We start from the raw sequence: 22,155 nt of genomic DNA, 5'->3' as shown, positions 1-22,155 counted from the left end.
CGGCTGTCGAAGCGCAAATCGCGCTTTCGCAGCGCTTCCGTGGCCAGACAGCGTAAACAACTGCCCATTTCCCGGCCCGGTAAGAAAAAATAGTGGAGTGAGCAAGCATGTCAGAACAGGCAATTGTCTGGGATTTGGCCCTGATCCAAAAATATAACTATTCTGGGCCGCGTTATACTTCATATCCGACGGCGCTGGAATTTAACCAAAGTTATGACGACGCGGCGTTTCAACGCGCCGCTGCTCGCTACTCTGAGCGCCCACTGTCGTTGTACGTCCATATCCCTTTCTGCCATAAGCTGTGTTACTTCTGCGGTTGTAACAAGCTAGTGACGCGCCAGACGCACAAGGCTGACGAATACCTGAACGTGCTGGAACAGGAGATCGCCGCACGTGCGCCGCTGTTTGCCGGGCGTAAAGTCAGCCAACTTCATTGGGGCGGTGGTACACCCACTTACCTTGATAAAGCACAAATTAGTCGATTAGTGGCGATGCTACGTCAGCATTTTGATTTCCAATCAGAACTTGAAATGTCGATCGAAGTTGATCCGCGTGAAATTGAGCTGAATGTACTCGATCATTTACGCGCTGAAGGTTTCAACCGCCTGAGTATGGGCGTTCAGGACTTCAATAAGGAAGTTCAGCGCTTGGTCAACCGCGAGCAGGATGAAGAGTTTATCTTTGCCCTGATCGCACGCGCCAAGACGTTAGGTTTCAACTCGACCAATATTGACCTGATCTACGGCTTGCCGAAGCAAACGCCAGAGAGTTTCGCTTTCACTTTGCAACGGGTGGCGGAACTGGCACCGGATCGCCTGAGCGTGTTCAACTATGCGCATTTGCCGAGTCTGTTTGCTGCTCAACGTAAAATCAAAGATGCGGATCTACCGAACGCCCAGCAAAAGCTGGATATTCTGCAACAGACCATCGCTTCACTGACCAAATCTGGTTATCAGTTTATTGGTATGGATCACTTTGCTCGCCCGGACGATGAACTGGCGGTGGCACAGCGCGAAGGCAAATTGCATCGCAATTTTCAGGGTTACACCACGCAAGGTGATAGCGATCTGTTGGGCTTAGGTGTTTCTGCTATCAGCATGTTGGGCGACAGCTACGCGCAAAACCAGAAAGAGCTGAAGCTGTATTACAGCGAAGTGGCTGAGCGCGGCAATGCACTATGGCGTGGATTGGCATTGAGTAAAGATGATTGCTTGCGTCGTGACGTGATTAAGACGCTGATCTGTAATTTCCAACTGGATTACGCGCCGATCGAGCAACAATACGGTATCGATTTTGCTGATTACTTCGCTGAAGACTTGACGCTGTTGGCACCGTTTGAACGTGATGGGCTGGTGGAGCGTGACTCACAAGGCATTCGCGTCACACCTCGCGGTCGTTTGTTGATCCGTAATATCTGCATGAGCTTTGACGTTTATCTGCGTCAACAGGCTCGTCAGCAGCAATTCTCACGCGTGATCTAAAAAATGGCAGCCGCAAAAGGGCTGCCATCTTCATCTACTCCATTCCTAATTCTTTCAGTTTACGCGTTAGGGTATTGCGTCCCCAACCCAGTAAACGGGCGGCTTCCTGCTTGTGCCCTTGAGTATGACGTAGCGCGGTGGTGAGTAACGTGCGCTCCATTTCCGGCTGGGCTTCTGACAGCAAATCCTGATGACCGGAACGTAGCGCACGCTCGGCCCACTGTGCTAACAGCGTCGCCCAACTGTCTGACATGCCGTGGCTACTGGTTTCTGGCGATACGGTTTCAAACAACTCACTCGGCAGATCCTGAATCAGCACCTCTTGCCCGGCGGCCATCACTGTTAACCAACGGCAAGTGTTTTCCAACTGGCGCACGTTACCCGGCCAAGATAAACGGGTCAGGGCGGTTTCCGTATCCAGGTGCAGATTTTTAGCTTCGACGCCCAACTCTTTGGCGGCGATTTGCAAGAAGTAACGCGCTAAACGCGGGATATCTTCGCGGCGCTCGCGTAATGGTGGCAGATGCACGCGGATGACGTTCAAACGGTGGAATAAATCCTCACGGAATTTTCCCTCTTGTACGCGCAATTCCAGGTTTTGGTGGGTCGCCGCAATAATGCGTACGTCCACTTTCACCGGCGCATACCCCCCGACGCGGTAAAACTGACCGTCGGCCAATACGCGCAACAGACGAGTTTGGACATCCAGCGGCATATCGCCGATTTCATCCAAAAACAGCGTACCGCCATCGGCTTGTTCAAAACGCCCTTGGCGGATTTGATTCGCGCCGGTAAATGCCCCTTTTTCATGACCAAACAACTCTGATTCGATCAGATCTTTGGGAATGGCCGCCATATTCAGCGCGATAAACGGTGATTTGGCGCGTGGGCTGTGGCGATGCAACGCATGAGCCACCAATTCTTTACCCGTACCAGATTCGCCATTAATCAGAACACTGATTGATGAACGTGACAGGCGGCCGATGATGCGAAATACATCCTGCATCGCCGGGGCTTCGCCGATAATATCCGCCACCGGATCGTTGGCCGGTTGGCTGCGCGCCGGTTGCTGTTGTTCCTGATAGTGACTGATGGCGCGTTCAACCAACGCGACGGCTTCATCAATATCAAACGGCTTGGGCAGATAATCGAAAGCGCCTTGCTGATAGGCGCTGACTGCGGCATCTAAATCGGAATGCGCAGTCATGATAATTACTGGTAGCATCGGGTGACGCTGTTTAATCTTTTGCAACAGCGCTAAGCCGTCCATACCCGGCATGCGGATATCCGACAGCAACACATCGGGAGTTTGTGTTGCGAGTTGCTCAAGCACTTCGTGGCCGCTTTCGAAGGTGGTACAGCTCACGCCTGCTCCTGTGAGCGCACGTTCAAGCACCCAGCGGATGGAGCTATCGTCATCGACGATCCAGGCTATCCCTCGTTGCATAGAAAACCTCACTGACGAATGGGCAGGTAAACCGAGAATTCGGTGTGCCCTGGCCAACTGTTAAATTCAATTTTTCCGCAATGCTGATCAATCAGATTACGAGCGATGGATAACCCCAAACCGGTACCGCCTTCGCGACCGCTGACCATTGGGTAGAACAGGGTATCTTGCAGTTGTGCCGGTATGCCTGGGCCGTCATCTTCAATATCGATACGTGCCGCCAAGCGGTAACGGGAACCGTGCAGCGTGATCTGAAAAGCAGTACGGGTGCGCAGCGTGATAGTGCCACCGGATTCACCCAATGCCTGTAGTGCATTGCGGGTGATGTTGAGCAGTATTTGTTCAATTTGGTCTGGATCGTGAGCGAATTCCGGCAGACTAGGATCGTAATCGCGCACCAGTATCACGTTGTCGGGCTTTTCCAGTGATACCAACTGACATACCCGCTCCACCACTTGATGAATGCTTTGGGTAATGCGTTGGCCGGGGCGCTGTGGCCCCAATAGGCGATCGACCAGATTCCGCAGACGGTCAGCCTGTTCGATAATCACCTTGGTGTATTCGGTCAATGAGGGATCGGGCAAGGCTTTTGCTAAGAGCTGTGCCGCACCACGCAAGCCACCGAGCGGATTTTTGATCTCATGCGCCAGACCGCGAACCAGATCGCGGGCGGCAATTTGTTGCGAATGCTGTAGCTGTTCCTGACTCAAGCGGCGCTGGTTGTCCATCGGTGCCAGTTCCATCAGGATGTAACCATCTGGCTGCGCTTGAGCCGTCAGGGAAAGAATATGTGCGTGCCCGTCGACCACCAGTGTCACTTCATTATCGGTAAAGCCTTGGCCAACGCGCAGACTTTCGCGCATCAGTTCGATATTCAGCGAAAAATAACCGAGCAAATCGGGTAAAGGTGTACCGAAAAGTTTACGTGAACTCTGCGCCAACAATTGCTGAGCGGCCGGATTAGCGTAATGAATCGCGAGTGAATCATCCAACAGTAAGACACTGTTGATGAGAGAATTGAGGATCTGCCCAGCGTCGGGCAGCTTATCAGTTGCCATACAGCAGACTCCTGCACCTTTTTAGTGCATCTATCCTACCCCATCGCAGAGCGTCGCGAAATGGCAGTGTTTGCAGAAAATACGGTGGAGAAAAAAACCCATCCGAAGATGGGCAGAAAGTTTCCACGGCAACAAAAAATCGACAACTAAAACTCATTGCACTGCGCCACTGCCACGCAAGTCAGCGGCGCAGGTAAAGCTTAAACTCGGTATTTTAAACGCTGTAATACAGTTCGAATTCAACTGGATGCGGAGTCATGCGCACGCGATCCATTTCTTCTTTACGCAGTTCGATGTAAGCATCGATAGCGTCGTCGGTGAACACGCCACCACGGGTCAGGAACTCGCGGTCTTCGTTCAGTGCCGCCATTGCTTCGTCCAGAGAGCCCGCTACTTTTGGAATCTCAGCTTCTTCTTCCGGTGGCAAGTCGTACAGGTTTTTGTCCATTGCATCGCCAGGGTGGATCTTGTTGATCACGCCGTCCAGACCTGCCATCAGCAATGCAGCGAAGCACAGGTATGGGTTAGCGGCTGGATCTGGGAAGCGCGCTTCAATACGACGTGCTTTCGGGCTAGCCACCACTGGGATACGGATAGAAGCAGAACGGTTACGGGCAGAATAAGCCAACATCACTGGCGCTTCATAACCTGGAACCAAACGCTTATATGAGTTAGTGGTTGGGTTAGCCAAGGCGTTGATGGCTTTCGCGTGCTTGATGATGCCGCCGATGTAGAACAGTGCGATATCAGATAGACCGCCGTATTTATCACCTGCGAACAGGTTCACACCGTTTTTAGACAGTGACATATGGCAGTGCATGCCGGAACCGTTATCACCGAACATAGGTTTCGGCATAAAGGTCGCCGTTTTGCCAAACGCGTGAGCCACGTTGTGCACCACGTATTTGTAAATTTGGATTTCGTCAGCTTTCTTGGTCATGGTATTGAAGCGGGTTGCCACTTCGTTCTGACCTGCTGTTGCCACTTCGTGGTGGTGAGCCTCAACCACCAGACCCATTTCTTCCATGGTCAGACACATGGTTGAACGGATGTCTTGTGAAGAATCGACCGGGGGAACTGGGAAGTAACCGCCTTTAACTGCTGGGCGGTGGCCTTTGTTGCCGCCTTCCATTTTAGTGGTGGAGTTCCATGCGCCTTCGATATCGTCGATAGCGACCATCGAGCCGCGGATGCTGCTGCCGAAACGAATATCGTCGAACAGGAAGAATTCAGGTTCTGGCCCAAACAGCACGGTGTCGGCAATGCCAGACGAGCGCAGGAAATCTTCTGCACGCTTGGAGATAGAACGCGGATCGCGGTCGTAGCCTTGCATGGTGCCGGGTTCGAGGATATCGCAACGAATGATCAGGGTAGACTCTTCGAAGAACGGGTCCAGAACCGCAGTGCTCGCGTCTGGCATCAGGACCATATCGGATTCGTTAATGCCTTTCCAGCCGCCGATTGAGGAGCCGTCAAACATTTTACCTTCTTCGAAGAAGTCGGCGTTTACCTGATGAGCAGGGATTGTGACGTGTTGTTCTTTACCCTTGGTGTCAGTGAAACGCAGGTCTACGAATTTCACTTCATGCTCATTCAGCATCGTCAAAACGTGTTCAGCGGACATACTTAACTCTCCCGGATTTATACATTGTCGTCGTGGAACGAATCTCGATTGGGACTTGGCTTTATCGGGTCTTAAAAAGACTTTATTCACCTTAAATTGATTAAAGCGAAAACCATGCCAACTTTACAAAATGTGTTTTATTGCCATTATGCGTGGGTTTTATACAACCCTAGTATGCACCATTAGCGATGCATTGCACCTTGATGGTGCAATTAGTGAGTGATGGGGCACTGCAATGGTGCAAAATTGCACCAACTGTGGTTTTTTGCACCGTGAAAGGGATCACAAACTAACCTGTGTGCAGTTGTTTATAAGAGATGACTGTGATCTTGTTTAGTCCCTCGCTTAATACGTGTACAATAGCGCGCTATTTCTAATGCCTGAGGCAAAGCTGTGATCGAAAATTTGCGTAACATCGCCATTATTGCCCACGTTGACCATGGTAAAACCACCCTGGTTGATAAGTTGCTGCAACAATCCGGTACCTTCGGAGAGCGTGCGGAAACCACCGAGCGCGTAATGGACTCCAACGATTTGGAGAAAGAGCGTGGGATTACCATCCTCGCCAAAAACACCGCCATTAACTGGAAAGACTACCGCATCAACATCGTGGACACCCCAGGACACGCCGACTTCGGCGGCGAAGTTGAACGTGTAATGTCTATGGTCGATTCCGTATTGCTGGTTGTCGACGCAATGGACGGCCCGATGCCTCAGACCCGTTTCGTGACCAAAAAAGCGTTTGCTAACGGTCTGAAACCTATCGTGGTTATCAACAAGGTTGACCGTCCGGGCGCACGCCCTGACTGGGTTGTTGATCAGGTGTTTGACCTGTTCGTTAACCTGAACGCGACTGACGAGCAACTCGACTTCCCAATCATCTATGCATCTGCATTGATGGGTATCGCGGGTAACGACCACTCTGATATGCAGGAAGACATGACTCCTCTGTATCAAGCGATCGTTGATCACGTCTCACCTCCACAGGTTGAGATGGACGCTCCGTTCCAAATGCAGATCTCTCAGTTGGACTACAACAACTACGTGGGTGTTATCGGCATCGGCCGTATCAAACGTGGTCAGGTCAAGCCTAACCAGCAAGTGACCATCGTAGACAGCGAAGGGAAAAAACGTAACGGTAAAGTCGGTAAGGTTCTGACCCACATGGGTCTGGAGCGTATCGAAGCGACCGTAGCCGAAGCTGGCGACATCATCGCTATCACCGGTTTGGGCGAGCTGAACATCTCTGACACCATCTGTGACGTTTCTGCGGTGGAAGCACTGCCAGCACTGTCTGTTGATGAGCCAACCGTGAGCATGTTCTTTAACGTCAACACCTCGCCGTTCTGTGGTAAAGAAGGTAAGTACGTGACTTCTCGCCAGATCCTTGAGCGTCTGAACAAGGAATTGGTCCACAACGTGGCACTGCGCGTTGAAGAAACTGAAGACGCTGATGCGTTCCGTGTTTCTGGTCGTGGCGAACTGCACCTGTCTGTTCTGATCGAAAATATGCGTCGTGAAGGTTTCGAGCTGGCGGTTTCCCGTCCGAAAGTTATCTTCCGTGAAATCGATGGCCGTAAGCAAGAGCCGTTCGAAAACGTGACCTTGGATATCGAAGAGCAGCATCAAGGTTCTGTGATGCAAGCGATGGGTGAGCGTAAAGCTGACCTGAAAAACATGGATCCAGATGGTAAAGGCCGTGTGCGCCTTGACTACGTGATCCCAAGCCGTGGCCTGATCGGTTTCCGTAACGAATTCATGACCATGACTTCTGGTACCGGTTTGCTGTACTCCACCTTCAGCCACTACGACGATGTGCGTCCAGGCGAAGTGGGTCAACGTCAAAACGGTGTATTGATCTCTAACGGTCAAGGTAAAGCGGTAGCGTTCGCGCTGTTCGGTTTGCAAGATCGCGGTAAGTTGTTCTTGGGTCACGGCGCAGAAGTGTATGAAGGCCAAATCATCGGTATTCACTCACGTTCTAACGACCTGACTGTGAACTGCTTGACCGGTAAGAAGCTGACCAACATGCGTGCTTCTGGTACTGACGAAGCCACTACTCTGGTTCCCGCTATCAAGATGACTCTGGAGCAAGCTCTGGAATTCATCGATGATGACGAACTGGTAGAAGTCACGCCAACCTCGATCCGTATCCGTAAGCGTCACCTGACGGAAAACGATCGTAAACGTGCGAGCCGTGGTCCTAAAGAAGCTTAATTGCTGATTTAGTTCCGATGCTTAGGGCGCTTAAGGGCGCCCTGAGTTTTTTCCTCTGCTTTTCCCCCTTTCTGCGGCGCGCTGTGCGCTTTTCAATTCGCTCTCTGTTCAGCCCAAACTTTTCCCGCTACAGTGAAATCTCACCGGCCCATCAGGAGAGGACTATGCTGTATATCTTTGATTTAGGTAATGTGATCGTCGATATCGACTTCAAGCGTGTACTGGGTGTATGGAGCAATTTAAGTGGTACACCATTGGCGGTGTTATCAGAGCGTTTTACCATGGGAGAGGTGTTCCAGCAGCATGAGCGCGGTGAAGTCAGTGACGAAGAGTTTGCTGAGAAACTGTGTCATGAAATGGGGGTTGGCCTCAGTTTTGAGCAATTTGCCGAAGGTTGGCAGGCGGTGTTCGTCGCTCTGCGCCCGGAAGTGATCGATATCATGCGGCGCTTGCGTGAAGAAGGCCACCGCGTAGTCGTGCTGTCTAACACCAACCGCTTGCACACCAATTACTGGCCGAAACATTACCCAGAAGTCGAAGCGGTCGCCGATCAACTGTATTTGTCGCAAGATCTTGGCATGCGTAAACCGGATGCCAACATCTATCAACATGTGCTGAAAGCAGAGAATTTCCCGGCCGATCAGGCGGTATTCTTTGATGATGTTGAGGCAAATATCGCTGCCGCTCGCGCGCTGGGTATTACTGCCGTACATGTGACAGACCGAGATACCGTGCCAAGGTATTTCACCCAATAATCGGTGTGAATCACTATGTCGTTTTTTCATCGCGTGGCTAAGCCGAGCTTGAGTTTTTCTCGGCTACTGGTTAAACGCATCGAAAGTGATGGTCTGACCGTCTTGGCAGGCCATCTGGCCTTTATTTCACTGCTTTCTTTAGTGCCGCTGATTACCGTGGTATTCGCGTTGTTTGCCGTGTTTCCGATGTTTGCTGACGTGAGCGTACAGTTGAAGAGTTTTATCTATTCCAACTTTATGCCCGCGACGGGCTCGGTGATCCAAGGCTATCTGGAGCAGTTTGTCGCCAACTCCAACAAGATGACCGCCGTGGGTATCTGCGGGTTGATCGTCACCGCATTGTTGCTGATTTCCTCGGTGGATAGCGTGCTGAACACTATCTGGCGCAGCGAAAACAAACGCTCATTAGTGTTTTCCTTTGCTGTGTACTGGATGGTGTTGACGTTGGGGCCGTTGCTGGTGGGGGCTAGCATGGCGATCAGTTCTTACCTGCTTTCTCTCAACTGGCTGGCAGAAACTGGCGTGCACAGTTTGGTCGATCAAGTACTACGCATTTTTCCGCTGCTGCTGTCGTGGATCTCGTTCTGGTTGTTGTACTGCGTAGTGCCAACCGTACGTGTACCCGCCAAGGATGCGTTGATTGGGGCGCTGGTAGCGGGGGTATTGTTCGAATTGGGTAAGAAAGGTTTTGCTCTGTATGTGACGCTGTTTCCGTCGTATCAATTGATTTACGGCGTACTGGCGGTGATCCCCATTTTATTTCTATGGGTCTATTGGAGCTGGTGTATCGTGTTACTCGGCGCTGAAATTACCGTCACGTTAGGGGAATATCGTCAGATACGGATAGATAAACTGGAGCAAAAAGGGCAGTTATGATTGCATTGATTCAACGTGTGTTAAACGCCAGCGTGACCGTAGAAGGCGAAACGGTAGGCAAAATTGGCCCAGGTTTGTTAGTGTTGTTGGGCGTTGGGCAAGACGATAACGAGCAGAAAGCTGAGCGTTTGTGTGAGCGAGTCTTGGGTTATCGCATCTTTAGCGATGAGAACGGCAAGATGAACCTCAATGTGCAGCAGGCGGGGGGAAGTGTGTTGGTGGTGTCGCAATTTACCTTGGTTGCCGATACCCAAAAAGGTATGCGCCCCAGCTTCTCGCGTGGAGCGGAACCCCAAGAGGCCGATCGGTTATACCAATACTTTGTCGGTCAGTGCCGCGAACGTGGCATCGAAACCCAAACCGGAGAATTTGCCGCAGATATGCAAGTGGCATTAGTTAATGATGGGCCGGTGACGTTCTGGCTCGAAGTTTAGGGATCATCCAATAAGCTATTAACCCATCACGCCTATTGAATGATTCTGAGTGAATGAAAACACAAAGAGAAGGCGTCTATGTATCACCTACGAGTACCCGTAACAGAGCAAGAACTGAAGGATTATTACCAGTTTCGCTGGGAAATGCTGCGTAAGCCGCTGCACCAGCCAGTGGGTTCGGAAAAGGATGCTTATGACGCCATGGCTCATCACCAAATGGTGGTGGATGAGCACGGCAAAATCGTCGCCATTGGGCGGCTGTATATTAATGCTGACAATGAAGCGGCGATCCGCTTTATGGCGGTCGATCCCGCGGTTCAGGACAAAGGTCTGGGTACGCTGGTGGCGATGACGCTGGAATCGGTCGCGCGTCAGGAAGGGGTAAAACGCGTGGTGTGTAGCGCGCGGGAAGATGCAGTGGCGTTTTTCGCTAAACTTGGGTTTGTTAATCAAGGCGAAATCACTGTGCCGCAAACCACGCCAATTCGCCATTTCCTGATGATTAAACCGGTTGCGACGCTGGATGATATTTTGCATCGCCCAGATTGGTGTGGACAGTTACAGCAGGCGTGGTACGAGCATATTCCCTTGAGCGAAAAGATGGGCGTACGCATCAGCCAATATACTGGTCAGCGTTTTGTGACCACCATGCCGGAGATTGGCAACCAGAATCCGCACCATACGCTGTTTGCCGGTAGCCTGTTTTCACTGGCGACGCTCACCGCTTGGGGGTTGATCTGGCTGCTGCTGCGTGAACGTCATTTGGGTGGCACCATTATTCTGGCGGATGCGCATATCCGCTATAGCAAACCGATCACCGGTCGCCCACGAGCGGTAGCGGATCTTGGTTCATTGAGTGGCGATCTGGCTCGTTTGGCGCGTGGTCGTCGGGCGCGGGTGCAGGCGGAAGTGCATCTGTTTGGCGATGATGATCGGGGTGCGGTGTTTGAAGGCACTTACATGGTGCTGCCAGCCGAACCTGATGTTCCTTTGGATAAAGGTGGCTGCGAAGCACTGGAAGAGTAAGAGTTTGGCCCCTTAAGACAGGGGCCAAACTTTTTATGGCAACTGTTGACTGACCGTTTGCCCATCTTTAGTTGTCGCTTGCAGATTACCTTGTAACGAAGCCTTAAACGGCCCATCACTATTGAGTAATCCTTTCAACTGCAATTGCAGATTACCATCACCTTCTAATGGCACTGGTTGCCAACCCCACTGCTGCAAGGTGTTGAGTGGCACAGAGCGCCCCTCCATCGTCAAAGTAAATGGCTTCCCCGAGAGCTGGCTGATAGTGGCTTTAGCATCCAACAGACCATCTGGCATAAAGGCGCTGAGATCGGTCACTGTAATTTGTTGATTGTTGGCTTCGAGCGCTAGCGATGGGCGACGCACATCAATCTTGTTAAAGGTGGCATCGCTGCCGTTCAGATTCAACGTTCCGGACCAAATCCCCCACTGATGTTCATGTGCCAACAGCAAATTGCTGCCGTAACCATCCAGCGCGGTGATCTGGAACGGGAAGGTCGGATTGATATCGATAATCAGGTTGCGGTTAGTGGTCAACTTGTTGACATAGACTTCCGACAGCCAGTTCGGCAAGGGTTGCAACCATAACTCACGCCAGTCGCTGGGCAAGGTATATTCCAATGCGGCGATAGCCACTTCATCCAATTGCAGACGCTTAGTGGTGCGTAACCAATTGCCGGAAGTGCGCAGCAACCCACCTTCCCAGCGGGTGGTGAATTGTTGGATAGCGATACCCGCAGGGGAGAGTTGCATATTCATGATCGGATCGTTCAGGTGGAAGCTGCCGTTAATCATGTCGCTGGCGTTGATATTCAACGAACCGTCTTGGCTGCTCCAATCACCTTGGGTAAAAGTGACGTTCTGCAACGACAGATCGAGATCGTTAAATGCCCAGGCTTTACCCTCCAGTTTTGCATCCAGCAAATCAAAACGTTTGAGCGTAATCGGTGGCAGGGCGGTAAAGCGTTGCCAAAACTGTTTTAACGTCAATGGTGTTTGCAAGCGAACGTTGCTCAGACGCAGGCGCTCGACCAACCAACTGCCATCAGCGGCACGGGTCGCCATTCCGGTGAGATCACCTTGCGCCAGATTGGCACCAAAGTCATTGAGCAATAATTGGTTCTGTTTGACTTCACCCTGCACTAACACCTGAGAGGCAGGGATGCCGTTCAACGTCATCGAACCGGCACTGAATTGGAATTGGTTGTTTTCTCCCAACAGATGACCCGCTTTGGGTTGCCACGGCGTAATACCTGCATTCACTTTTTGCGCATTTAGTTGCCAAGTAGCGTCATTGGATTGCAGCGCCATATTGCTCAATTGCAATACATCGGCTTGTACCGGTAATGCGGCGGCTTGCGGCTGAATGTTCAACGTACCGTCACGCAGGGTGACGCTCTGGAAGTAACGAGGTGAGGTGATTTGACGCAGGCTTAAGCCGAGATCAACCTGTTTGGCTGTCAGCGCCTGCGGTTGGTTAGCTTTGGTCAGCGTGACGTCTTCCAGGCTGATTTGCCCGGGTTGACTCCAGGAGTGTGAGATTTTGGCTACCGAGACACGATATTCACTGTTATCGCTGATCCAACTACTCAACCAACCCGCCGCCCAACGAGTTTGCCCCACGAAGTACAATGCCACTAAGGCAATCAGTACCAACAGCAACAATTTTCCGAGAAATTTCATCGCCTAAATCCATACCGGCTAAAAAAGATACCTTGTTATGCCGCAATTAGCCGCTTAGCTCAAGGGCAATAGCCTGAAAGCTAATTAAAAATCAATAGATGCCAAAGACAACACTTAGCCCATCATTTGCGTATCAGAGCGGTGAGGCAGGTGTCTAAAAAAGATGAATTATTCTATTATTTTTGTTTTTATTTTCATTTAAATCAATTTGTTAATTTTAATTTTTGCGGTTGGGAACCTGTGATAAATCCTGATTGTGGTAAAGCGAAAACTCAGATGTAAAGTTCTCCCGATCAAAACATCATTAATTAGGAGAAACACAATGTCTGACAATATTAATGTTATTTTTCATGCGAAATGGAAAAGTGGTAGCGGTAGCTGGTCGGGTAATCTTGAAATCCAGATGACCAATAACAGCGGCGCTACGCTGACCAACCCAGAAATCAAAATTCAACTTGGGCAGCATTTTACTGCCTCCCAAAACACCGGATTCACCTTTACTCAACAAGGCGATGTTCTGACCGGTCATCTGGCACCTTATATGGCGAATGTTGCCAATGGCGCTACCGTGACTTTTGTCATTGGTGCCAGCTTCCCTAAAGGCGGCAATAAAAACGTATTGCCAGTGGCGTATTGGGTGAATGGTAAAAATGCCATCAATGGCGATAGCAACCCCGATGTCACTGCACCAAGCGTACCAACAGGGTTGAAATCCCTGAGCGTTACCGCAAGCAGTATTTCATTGAGCTGGAATGCTTCAACCGACGATACCGGTGTTGATCACTACGTGGTGTCTTATCAAGCTGCGGGTGTGGTAGTGAAAACACAAAACGCCGCCAGTACCAGTGCGACATTGAACAACCTGCTGGCCGCAACTGCCTACAGCATTTCAGTGGTGGCGGTGGATGCTGCAGGTAATACTTCCGCAGCTTCTGCGGCAATTACGGTGACCACCGAACAGGCGATTATCGATACCGTTGCCCCAACGGTGCCTGCCGGTTTGAAAATCAGTAATGTGACCGATTCTTCCCTGGCTTTGGCTTGGAACGCATCGACAGATAACGTCGCCGTTGTCGGTTATAAAGTGAAATATACGCCAGCGGGCGGAACCAGTAAGACGTTGGATGTGACCACCACGGCCTGCACTCTGAGCGGTTTGGTCGCCAATACCGAATACAGCTGCTGTGTTGCTGCCTATGATGCCAGCAACAATCTTTCTGCTTATTCAGCGGCAGTGACAGTGAAAACATTGCTACCGGTGGTCACCACCACCAGCTTTGCACCTTATGTTGATGTGACAATCAACGCTGATTGGAACACTAACCCACCTAAAATCAACACCAAATATGTGACCGATGCGTTAGGTCTGGGTGTGAAGAAATTCCATCTGGCCTTCTTGGTACAGGATAAAGCCAGTAAGCAGTTGGTCTGGGGTAACTCTTACTTCCCTTATAATTCGATTAAACCGATCAGTGATCAAATTAATCAGGCGGGTGGCGAAGTGATTGCGGCATTTGGTGGTGCGAGCGGCACCGATCCTTCAGTGTCATCCACTCAGGCTGAACTGACCGCCATCTATCTGGGTCTGAAAAAAGATTTCGGGGTTAAGCACATCGATTTCGATTTTGAAACGGTGGGTTTGTACAACTATAAAGTGGCTTTCCCAGCGGCGTTGGATGCACAAAAACAAGACTCTGAACTGTGGTTTAGCCTGACTCTGCCAGTGATGACCAGCGGGCTGACCTCGGAAGGTATTGCGATGATCACCTATGCCAAACAGATTGGGTTAGCACTGAATGTGCAGATTATGGCAATGGACTACGGCCCATCAGGTATCGATATGGGGGATGCGGCAGTGAGTGCTATCGAAGGCACCAAAACCAATCTGGCCAAGATCTACCCTGAGAAATCAGCCGCCGATCTGTACAAAATCATCGGGGTGATCCCAATGATTGGTCAGAATGATGTCGCGGGTGAAATGTTCACCTTCCAGGATGCGACCCAAACTGCGCAGTATGCAAAACAAAAAGGTCTGAACCTGGTTTCTATGTGGTCACTGGTTCGTGATTTCCCTGGTATGGGCGATCTGGCAACCTGTACTCAGAATCCGGCACAAACCAAGGATTATGAATACACCACTACCTTCCTAAACGCGTTGAAATAAGTGGTTAATCAGGGGATGCCGCTGACACCCTCTCGGCGCCCCCTGATTATATAAGTCCGGATTTTTACTCTTTTTCCTGCGGGAACATTAGGTTAAGTACGATGGCAGTGATACCACCGGCGGCGATACCGGAGGAAAGCAGCGTTTTCAGCCAGTCAGGGGCAAATTGCAGAATCAACGGCTGCTGGGAAACACCCATCCCGACCGCCAGTGACAGCGCCATAATCATGATCGCCCGGCGGTTCAGTTTCTCGCGTGAGACAATACGCACGCCAGAAGCGGCAATGGTGCCGAACATCACCAGAGTCGCGCCACCCAGAACGGGTTCAGGGATATGTTGCACAAAACCCGCTACCGCCGGGAATAACCCCAGTACGATCAGCATCAGCGCGATGACAAACCCAACATAACGACTGGCGACACCGGTCAATTGGATCACGCCGTTGTTTTGACCAAAACAAGAGTTCGGGAAGGTGTTGAATACCGCCGATAGCATTGAATTCAAACCGTTAGCTAGCACGCCACCTTTTAAGCGCTTCATATAGAGTGGGCCACTGACGGGTTGTTCTGAAACGTCAGAGGTTGCCGTGATATCGCCAATGGTTTCTAACGACGTGACCATAAAGATCAGCATTAATGGCAGCAGTAGGTTCCAGTCGAAGCCCAAACCATAATACAGCGGTGTCGGGATGGTGATTGTCGCCGTATTGGTGACAGGTTGGCTTTCTGGCAGCATCTCCAACGCCCAAGCCAACAGGTAGCCTACTGCCATGGCGATCACCAATGAAGCGACGCGTAGGTACGGGTTACGCTGGCGGTTAAGCAGAATAATCACCAGCAGCACAGCACCTGCCAGCATCAGGTTTTTAGGAGCACCGAAGCTGTGATCGTTCATCGCCGCATAGCCGCCACCGATAGAGGTTAAACCCACCTGAATCAGCGACAGACCAATAATCATCACCACAATACCGGACACCAGCGGAGTGATGATGCGTCGTGCCAAATGCAACACGCGTGACAGCAAAATCTCGGTGCAGGAAGCCACCATCAAGGTGCCGAACAGCGCCGCCATCATGGTGGGCACATCGGCGCCACCGTTTTTCAGCGCTAATCCACCCATGATCAACGGGGAAACAAAGTTAAAACTGGTGCCCTGAATTGACAGTAATCCTGACCCCACAGGCCCCCAAGTTTTGATTTGCAAAATGGAAGCCAGACCGGAAGCAAACAGCGACATACTGATGATATGTTGCGTATCCTGCGCGGGCAGCCCTAATGCCTGACAAATCAACAACGCCGGGGTGATCACGGCGACGAACATCGCCAGTAGGTGTTGCCCAGCAGCAAACAGCGTTTGTGGTAGGGGCGGGCGATCTTCCAGTCGATAAATCAGTTCGCTGTTACGAGGTGGCGTGTGGTTGGTTGGTGCGTTATCCAACCCGGCGGATTGCATGGTCATGGTGTGGTACTTCCGGCAACGACAAAGAACGCATTTTAATGAGAACCTCAGCCAAAAAGCAAACGGTTGCGCATTTGGTTTTTAGTCCGAGTGAATCATTTAAATGTCGCATTTTTATTTATTTTTTCTTGTCATCTCAGTCTTTTTTCCTTCTAATTCGGCTCTCATCAAGTTAAAAAAGTTGAGTGATTTTTATAACTTATTATTTTATTGGATGTTTTTTTAACATGGAGTACTGGATGTTTCATCTTGATACTTATGGCACCTTAGTCGCCGCTACGCTGGTGCTGCTCCTTGGGGGCAAATGCGTACGCTCTATTCCGCTACTGCGAAAATATACTATTCCTGCCCCGGTTGCTGGCGGCCTGTTGGTGGCGTTACTGCTGCTGGTGATGAAGAAAACCGTAAATTGGGAAGTCAGCTTCGACATGTCGCTGAAAGATCCCTTGATGCTGGCTTTCTTCGCCACCATTGGTTTGAACGCCAACCTGGCTCGTTTGCGTGCTGGGGGTAAAGCTTTGGTGGTGTTCCTGTTTGTGGTGCTGGGTTTGCTGGTGGTGCAAAACGCCATCGGTATCGGCATGGCAAAAATGCTGGGTCTGGACCCACTGATGGGATTGATCGCCGGTTCGATTACCCTTTCGGGTGGTCACGGCACTGGTGCGGCTTGGAGCAAGCTGTTTATTGAGAAGTACGGCTTTGAAAACGCGACCGAAGTAGCGATGGCCTGTGCCACCTTTGGTTTGGTTCTGGGTGGTCTGATCGGTGGTCCGGTGGCGCGTTATCTGGTCAAACACTCCAGCACGCCAGAGGGTACGCCGGACGACAGCGTTCAACCGAGTGGTTTTGAAAAACCGGAAAGTGGTCGCTTGATCACCTCGCTGGTGATGATCGAAACCATCGCCATGATCGCTATTTGTCTGACCGCTGGGCAGTTTGCTGCCGGTCTACTGAAAGGGTCGATGTTGGAACTACCGACCTTTGTCTGCGTGTTGTTTGTCGGCGTGATCCTCAGCAACACCTTGGCTTTCACTGGTTTCTACACCGTGTTTGAACGCGCGGTATCGGTGTTGGGTAACGTCAGTTTGTCACTGTTCCTGGCGATGGCGCTGATGAGCCTACGTTTGTGGGAGCTGGCTTCACTGGCGCTGCCAATGTTGGCGATTCTGGCGGTGCAGACGCTGGTAATGGCGTTGTATGCGATCTTCGTGACTTACCGGATTATGGGTAAAAACTACGACGCGGCGGTGTTAGCGGCGGGGCACTGTGGTTTTGGTATGGGGGCGACGCCAACGGCTATCGCTAACATGCAGGCGATTACTGATCGCTTCGGACCCTCTCACCTGGCGTTTCTGGTGGTGCCGATGGTCGGGGCGTTCTTTATTGATATCGCCAATGCCATCATCATTAAGTTATATCTGTTGTTGCCGGTGTTCCCAGCGGTCGGCTAATTACGATTAATCTGTCATGGGGCGGGAGATCTTCTCGCCCCATCGTTACGCGTTCGAATAACGAGCTTTCTCTGGCAACCACCGCTCAATCAACGCCTTGGCATGTTCTGGATACTGTTGATGAATATGACGAGCGATACGCTGCACTTCTGGGAGCATCGCCTGATCACGTAATAAATCCGCCACTTTGAACTCGGCATTGCCGGTTTGACGCGTGCCCAACAACTCACCGGGGCCACGGATCTCCAAATCACGCTGGGCGATCACAAAGCCGTCATTGCTATCACGCAGCACTTGCAACCGCTTCTGTGCGGTTTGGCTCAAAGGTGTTTTGTACAGCAGCACGCAGTGTGATGCCACTGCGCCACGGCCAACGCGCCCACGCAACTGGTGCAACTGCGCTAGCCCCAAACGCTCTGGGTTCTCGATAATCATCAGGCTGGCATTTGGCACATCCACCCCAACTTCAATCACCGTAGTAGCAACCAACAATTGCAGTTCGCCCTGTTTGAATGCCTGCATTACCGCTTGTTTTTCCTGCGCTTTCATCCGGCCATGCACTAGCGCTACTTTCAGTTCAGGCAAAGCGACTTTTAATTCTTCCCAAGTGGCTTCCGCAGCCTGAGCTTCTAACAGTTCGGATTCTTCGATCAGCGTACAGACCCAATAAGCCTGACGATTCTCTTCCAAACAGGCACTTTTCACCCGCTGGATAATATCGGCGCGACGGGTATCGGGGATTGCCACGGTAGTAACCGGCGTTCTGCCAGGTGGCAGTTCGTCGATGACGGAGGTATCGAGATCAGCATAGGCGGTCATCGCCAGCGTGCGTGGGATTGGCGTAGCGGTCATGATCAACTGATGGGCATGGAAGCCTTGCTCTTGGCCTTTCTCCCACAGAGCGAGCCGTTGATGCACGCCAAAGCGATGTTGTTCGTCGATGATAACCAGTGCCAAACCGTTAAACTGCACCTGCTCTTGGAAAATGGCGTGTGTACCGACCACCATCGCCACCTGACCGCTGGCAATTGCTTCTTGCTGCGCGATGCGCGCTTTGCCCTTTTGCTTCCCGGCGAGCCAACCTACCTCCAAGCCCAAGGGCTCGAACCATTGACGGAAGTTATTGGCATGTTGCTCAGCCAGTAACTCAGTTGGTGCCATCAGCGCCACCTGTTTACCGTGGGCGATGGCACGTAGCGCAGCCAAAGCGGCAACTAGCGTTTTGCCTGAACCGACATCCCCTTGCACCAACCGCATCATCGGGAAGCTTTTTTGCAGATCGACCTCGATATCGGCAACGACGCGATTTTGTGCACCAGTCGGTGCGAAAGGCAGTTGTGCAAGGAATTGTGTTTTTAATCGATCGTCCGGCATCAGCGGCAGGGCTTGATAACTCTGTGCACCCGCGCGCACCGCTAACATACTCAGGTTATGTGCCAGTAACTCTTCCATAATCAGGCGTTTTTGCGCCGGATGCTTGCCTTGCTCCAAGTCCGCTAGTTGAATATCTGGTGGTGGGCGATGCAGCGTATGCAGTGCCTGCGGCAGACTCATCAAGCCGCCACTCAGTTCTGGTGGCAATAACTCGGTAATCGCACTGGTATCTAGCAACTCCAGCGCTTGGTCGGTCAGTTTACGCAGCGTGGCCTGCCGTACGCCTTCAGTGGTGGGGTAGACCGGTGTTAGTGATTCCTGCAACTCCACTTTGCTATGATCGCCCTGAATATGATATTCCGGGTGAATGATTTCCGCACCATGATTGCCGCGTTTAACTTCACCGTAAGCTGTCACACGACGACCCGTCGCCAGACTGTTTTTCATCGCAGCATTGAAGTTAAAGAACCGCATGGTAAGGATGCCGGTGCCATCACTGATTTGGCAAGTTAACATCCGGCGACGACCAAAACTGATATCACTGCGCAGCACTTCGCCTTCCACTGTGGCGTAAATGCCCGGCAGCAGGTCGTTAATCGGATAAAGGCGGGTGCGATCTTCGTAACGCAGTGGCAGGTGCAGCAGTAGATCCTGAATGGTTTCCAGCCCGATTTTGGCCAGTTTGTTCGCCTGGCTGGCTCCAACCCCGGAAAGTGTGGTGAGTGGGACGGCGTCCAGCAGGTGGCCTTTCATCGGCGCACCATTGTAGCTTGCATGGTGGCCGACCATTCGGTATCCGCGACGGCATCAGTAATGGAGCTGTGGTTTTTGACTCTAACCCAGCTATTACTGCCGGTGGCGTCAGCATTACGGATGACGTTATACGGTTTGTGAACTTGCTCCATGCAGACTGTGAGATCTGGCTGACGGGTGGCAAACATTTCACAAGTCCGCACATAGCGTTCGGGGCTCATAGGCGTTAGTTTCGGTTGCGGCTAACTTTAATCACATCCGGCATGATACGGATTTTACGCATAATATTCGCCAGATGGACGCGATCACGAGTGGTCAGACGGATAAAGGCGCTGTAAACCCGGCCATCTTTTTCTTCGGTATTCAGGCTTTGAATGTTCGAGCCCGCAGCGTTGATCGCCGCCGTCAGGTTTGCTAACGCACCCTGATGGTTGAACATGTCGACCTTAATTTCAGCAATGAATTCTTGCTCGGTCTCTTTATCCCACTCAACTGCCATGAATTTCTCAGGTTCTTTCTGGTAGCCGCGGATATTGCGACAGGATTCATGGTGGATAACCAACCCTTTACCGGGGCTGACGTGGGCGATAATCGGATCGCCAGGAATTGGGCGGCAGCACTTGGCAAAAGTGATCAACACGCCATCAGCGCCTTTGATCGCCAAATTACGGGTACCGGAAGACGTGCCCAGATTAGACTGATCGCCTTGCAGGTTTTTCGCTACCACCACGCTCATGGCGTTGCCGAGGCCGATTTCTGCTAACAGATCGTCCAGCGTGGCCAGCTTCATGCGCTCTAACTCGTGCTGAATATTTTCTGGTGGAATTTCAGCCAGCTTACGGCCACCACCCAGCGCGTGATTCAATAAACGGCGGCCAAGGCCAACCGAATCATCACGCTTGAGATTTTTCAGCATTTGGCGGATTTTGGCGCGCGCTTTCGAGCTAACGACAAAGTTCAGCCAGGCGGCGTTCGGGCGTGCGCCCGGTGCAGTAATGATTTCTACTGTTTGGCCGCTGTGCAACGCCTGAGAAAGTGGATACGGCTGACGATCGACCCGAGCACCCACGCAGGCATGACCGATATCGGTATGTACCGCGTAAGCGAAATCGACCGGTGTCGCACCGGCTGGCAGTTCGACAATGCGGCCTTCCGGGGTGAAAACGTAAATTTCGTCTGGGAACAGATCGGATTTCACGCTTTCGATAAATTCGAATGAGCTACCGGCACTCTGTTGCAGTTCCAACAGGCTCTGCATCCAACGCTGGGCGCGGATTTGCGCGGTAGTGCCGGTGGATTCCCCACCTTCTTTATAAGCCCAGTGGGCTGCCACCCCCATTTCCGCCATCTGATCCATATCTTCGGTACGGATCTGCACCTCAACCGGTACGCCGTGCGGGCCGATCAGTGAGGTATGCAACGATTGATAGCCGTTGGCCTTCGGAATGGCGATGTAATCCTTCACCCGGCCCGGACGCGGTTTATACAGGCTGTGCGCCTGCCCCAGCACGCGGTAACAGGTATCCACCTCTTTAACGATCACCCGGAACGCGTAAATATCCATGATGGAATGGAAACGCTGTTCTTTCAGGTGCATCTTGAGGTAGATAGAATAGAGATGTTTTTCTCGTCCGCTGACACGACAGGCAATGCCCGCTTCGGTCAGCCGCCCTTCGATTTCGGCAAGAATCTTTTGGATCATTTCCTTACGGTTACCACGTGCGGCTTTCACCACTTCTTTAATCACGCGATAGCGGTTCGGGTAGAGCGCCTCAAAACCTAGCTCTTCCAGCTCGGTTTTCAGGTGATGGATACCCAGGCGGTGTGCCAATGGGCTATAGATTTCCAGGGTTTCGCGCGCGATACGGCGGCGTTTATCAGGGCGCAACGAACCGAGAGTGCGCATGTTATGCGTACGGTCAGCCAGTTTGATTAACACGACGCGGATATCTTGCACCATCGCCATGATCATCTTGCGGAAGTTTTCCGCCTGCGCTTCTTTTTTATCTTGGAATTTTAGCTTGTCGAGCTTGGATACGCCTTCAACCAGTTCAGCAACACTTTTACCAAACAGTTGTTCCATATCCTGATAGGTGGCCGGGGTGTCTTCGATGACGTCGTGCAGCAAGGCTGCCATCAGCGTCTCATGATCGAGACGCATTTCCGCCAGAATACAGGCCACGGCGACCGGGTGGGTGATATAAGGCTCACCACTGGAGCGTGTCTGTCCCTCGTGAGCATCACGTGAAACGAGGTATGCCTGTTTGAGGCGCTTAATCTGCTCCTCAGGCAAGTAACGTTGAATCAGCAGATTCAGGCTTTCAAACAGGTACAAGGCAGACTCGCTGTCTAA

15 protein-coding genes and 1 pseudogene are annotated in these 22,155 nt (G+C 51.6%); 8 read left to right on the top strand and 8 right to left on the bottom strand.

All coding sequences use genetic code 11. The features are described from left to right. The first annotated feature begins 107 nt into the window (after positions 1–107). Positions 108–1,481 (top strand): oxygen-independent coproporphyrinogen III oxidase, encoded by a 1,374-nt coding sequence (gene hemN, locus AC3ISQ_RS21530; protein WP_489349812.1) that lies wholly within the window; start codon positions 108–110, stop codon positions 1,479–1,481. 34 nt (positions 1,482–1,515) lie between these two features. Here hemN and glnG read toward each other — a convergent pair whose 3' ends face one another. From glnG to glnA, 3 genes are all read right to left on the bottom strand, one after another. After that, complete coding sequence (gene glnG / locus AC3ISQ_RS21525) at positions 1,516–2,928, bottom strand: nitrogen regulation protein NR(I) (protein ID WP_489349810.1); 1,413 nt, start codon at positions 2,926–2,928, stop codon at positions 1,516–1,518. Positions 2,929–2,936: 8 nt separating this feature from the next. Further along, positions 2,937–3,986 (bottom strand): nitrogen regulation protein NR(II), encoded by a 1,050-nt coding sequence (gene glnL / locus AC3ISQ_RS21520; protein ID WP_489349808.1) that lies wholly within the window; start codon positions 3,984–3,986, stop codon positions 2,937–2,939. A gap of 214 nt (positions 3,987–4,200) precedes the next feature. Continuing rightward, entirely contained in the window at positions 4,201–5,610 is a 1,410-nt protein-coding gene (glnA, locus tag AC3ISQ_RS21515; RefSeq protein WP_489349806.1) for a glutamate--ammonia ligase, read from the bottom strand. Between the two features lie 393 nt (positions 5,611–6,003). Between glnA and typA the strand changes: the two genes are divergently transcribed. The 5 genes from typA (at position 6,004) to fabY (ending at position 10,918) form a co-directional block, all read left to right on the top strand. Next, entirely contained in the window at positions 6,004–7,827 is a 1,824-nt protein-coding gene (typA, locus tag AC3ISQ_RS21510; RefSeq protein ID WP_489349805.1) for a ribosome-dependent GTPase TypA, read from the top strand. A gap of 164 nt (positions 7,828–7,991) precedes the next feature. Continuing rightward, complete coding sequence (gene yihX, locus AC3ISQ_RS21505; RefSeq protein WP_489349803.1) at positions 7,992–8,582, top strand: glucose-1-phosphatase; 591 nt, start codon at positions 7,992–7,994, stop codon at positions 8,580–8,582. A gap of 15 nt (positions 8,583–8,597) precedes the next feature. Continuing rightward, positions 8,598–9,458, top strand: a complete 861-nt coding sequence (locus AC3ISQ_RS21500) for a virulence factor BrkB family protein (protein ID WP_489349801.1) — start codon at positions 8,598–8,600, stop codon at positions 9,456–9,458. Continuing rightward, positions 9,455–9,892 (top strand): D-aminoacyl-tRNA deacylase, encoded by a 438-nt coding sequence (gene dtd, locus AC3ISQ_RS21495; RefSeq protein ID WP_489349800.1) that lies wholly within the window; start codon positions 9,455–9,457, stop codon positions 9,890–9,892. The genes AC3ISQ_RS21500 and dtd overlap by 4 nt, the downstream gene beginning before the upstream one ends. Positions 9,893–9,970: 78 nt before the next feature. Next, positions 9,971–10,918, top strand: coding sequence for a fatty acid biosynthesis protein FabY (gene fabY / locus AC3ISQ_RS21490; RefSeq protein WP_489349798.1), 948 nt, complete (start codon positions 9,971–9,973; stop codon positions 10,916–10,918). Between the two features lie 33 nt (positions 10,919–10,951). On the opposite strand, the gene AC3ISQ_RS21485 is transcribed toward fabY, so the two are convergent. Beyond that, positions 10,952–12,601 carry an AsmA family protein gene (locus tag AC3ISQ_RS21485; protein ID WP_489349796.1) on the bottom strand — a complete coding sequence of 550 codons (1,650 nt, stop codon included), beginning with the start codon at positions 12,599–12,601 and terminating at the stop codon, positions 10,952–10,954. A gap of 322 nt (positions 12,602–12,923) precedes the next feature. On the opposite strand from AC3ISQ_RS21485, the gene AC3ISQ_RS21480 reads away from it, so the two are divergent. Beyond that, positions 12,924–14,765: a fibronectin type III domain-containing protein gene (locus tag AC3ISQ_RS21480; protein WP_489349794.1), complete on the top strand. Its 1,842-nt coding sequence runs from the start codon at positions 12,924–12,926 to the stop codon at positions 14,763–14,765. Between the two features lie 64 nt (positions 14,766–14,829). Here AC3ISQ_RS21480 and AC3ISQ_RS21475 read toward each other — a convergent pair whose 3' ends face one another. After that, entirely contained in the window at positions 14,830–16,224 is a 1,395-nt protein-coding gene (locus tag AC3ISQ_RS21475; protein ID WP_489349793.1) for a nucleobase:cation symporter-2 family protein, read from the bottom strand. Between the two features lie 239 nt (positions 16,225–16,463). Here AC3ISQ_RS21475 and gltS point away from each other — a divergent pair, with 239 nt between their 5' ends. Continuing rightward, a complete protein-coding gene (gene gltS / locus AC3ISQ_RS21470) occupies positions 16,464–17,675 on the top strand; it encodes a sodium/glutamate symporter (protein WP_489349791.1) in 1,212 nt (403 codons plus the stop codon). A gap of 45 nt (positions 17,676–17,720) precedes the next feature. Here gltS and recG read toward each other — a convergent pair whose 3' ends face one another. From recG to spoT, 3 genes and pseudogenes are all read right to left on the bottom strand, one after another. Further along, the gene (gene recG / locus AC3ISQ_RS21465) at positions 17,721–19,802 is read right to left on the bottom strand and encodes an ATP-dependent DNA helicase RecG (protein WP_489349789.1); all 2,082 of its coding nucleotides are present in this window, start codon (positions 19,800–19,802) and stop codon (positions 17,721–17,723) included. 44 nt (positions 19,803–19,846) lie between these two features. Next, positions 19,847–20,023: pseudogene (locus AC3ISQ_RS21460) on the bottom strand (tRNA (guanosine(18)-2'-O)-methyltransferase TrmH); the annotation flags it as partial. Positions 20,024–20,028: 5 nt separating this feature from the next. Beyond that, the gene (gene spoT, locus AC3ISQ_RS21455) at positions 20,029–22,137 is read right to left on the bottom strand and encodes a bifunctional GTP diphosphokinase/guanosine-3',5'-bis pyrophosphate 3'-pyrophosphohydrolase (RefSeq protein ID WP_489349788.1); all 2,109 of its coding nucleotides are present in this window, start codon (positions 22,135–22,137) and stop codon (positions 20,029–20,031) included. Between the last annotated feature and the right edge of the window lie 18 nt (positions 22,138–22,155).

It is taken from the genome of Serratia sp. KH_031 (genome assembly GCF_057839655.1).
This window is presented reverse-complemented; position numbering and strand designations above follow the sequence as displayed.

Excerpts from the sequence above, each read along its gene's own strand:
- hemN (WP_489349812.1), top strand. The coding sequence starts at position 108 with ATGTCAGAACAGGCAATTGTCTGGGATTTGGCCCTGATCCAAAAATAT.
- glnG (WP_489349810.1), bottom strand. The coding sequence starts at position 2,928 with ATGCAACGAGGGATAGCCTGGATCGTCGATGACGATAGCTCCATCCGC.
- glnL (WP_489349808.1), bottom strand. The coding sequence starts at position 3,986 with ATGGCAACTGATAAGCTGCCCGACGCTGGGCAGATCCTCAATTCTCTC.
- glnA (WP_489349806.1), bottom strand. The coding sequence starts at position 5,610 with ATGTCCGCTGAACACGTTTTGACGATGCTGAATGAGCATGAAGTGAAA.
- yihX (WP_489349803.1), top strand. The coding sequence starts at position 7,992 with ATGCTGTATATCTTTGATTTAGGTAATGTGATCGTCGATATCGACTTC.
- AC3ISQ_RS21500 (WP_489349801.1), top strand. The coding sequence starts at position 8,598 with ATGTCGTTTTTTCATCGCGTGGCTAAGCCGAGCTTGAGTTTTTCTCGG.
- dtd (WP_489349800.1), top strand. The coding sequence starts at position 9,455 with ATGATTGCATTGATTCAACGTGTGTTAAACGCCAGCGTGACCGTAGAA.
- fabY (WP_489349798.1), top strand. The coding sequence starts at position 9,971 with ATGTATCACCTACGAGTACCCGTAACAGAGCAAGAACTGAAGGATTAT.
- AC3ISQ_RS21485 (WP_489349796.1), bottom strand. The coding sequence starts at position 12,601 with ATGAAATTTCTCGGAAAATTGTTGCTGTTGGTACTGATTGCCTTAGTG.
- AC3ISQ_RS21480 (WP_489349794.1), top strand. The coding sequence starts at position 12,924 with ATGTCTGACAATATTAATGTTATTTTTCATGCGAAATGGAAAAGTGGT.
- AC3ISQ_RS21475 (WP_489349793.1), bottom strand. The coding sequence starts at position 16,224 with ATGACCATGCAATCCGCCGGGTTGGATAACGCACCAACCAACCACACG.
- gltS (WP_489349791.1), top strand. The coding sequence starts at position 16,464 with ATGTTTCATCTTGATACTTATGGCACCTTAGTCGCCGCTACGCTGGTG.
- recG (WP_489349789.1), bottom strand. The coding sequence starts at position 19,802 with ATGAAAGGCCACCTGCTGGACGCCGTCCCACTCACCACACTTTCCGGG.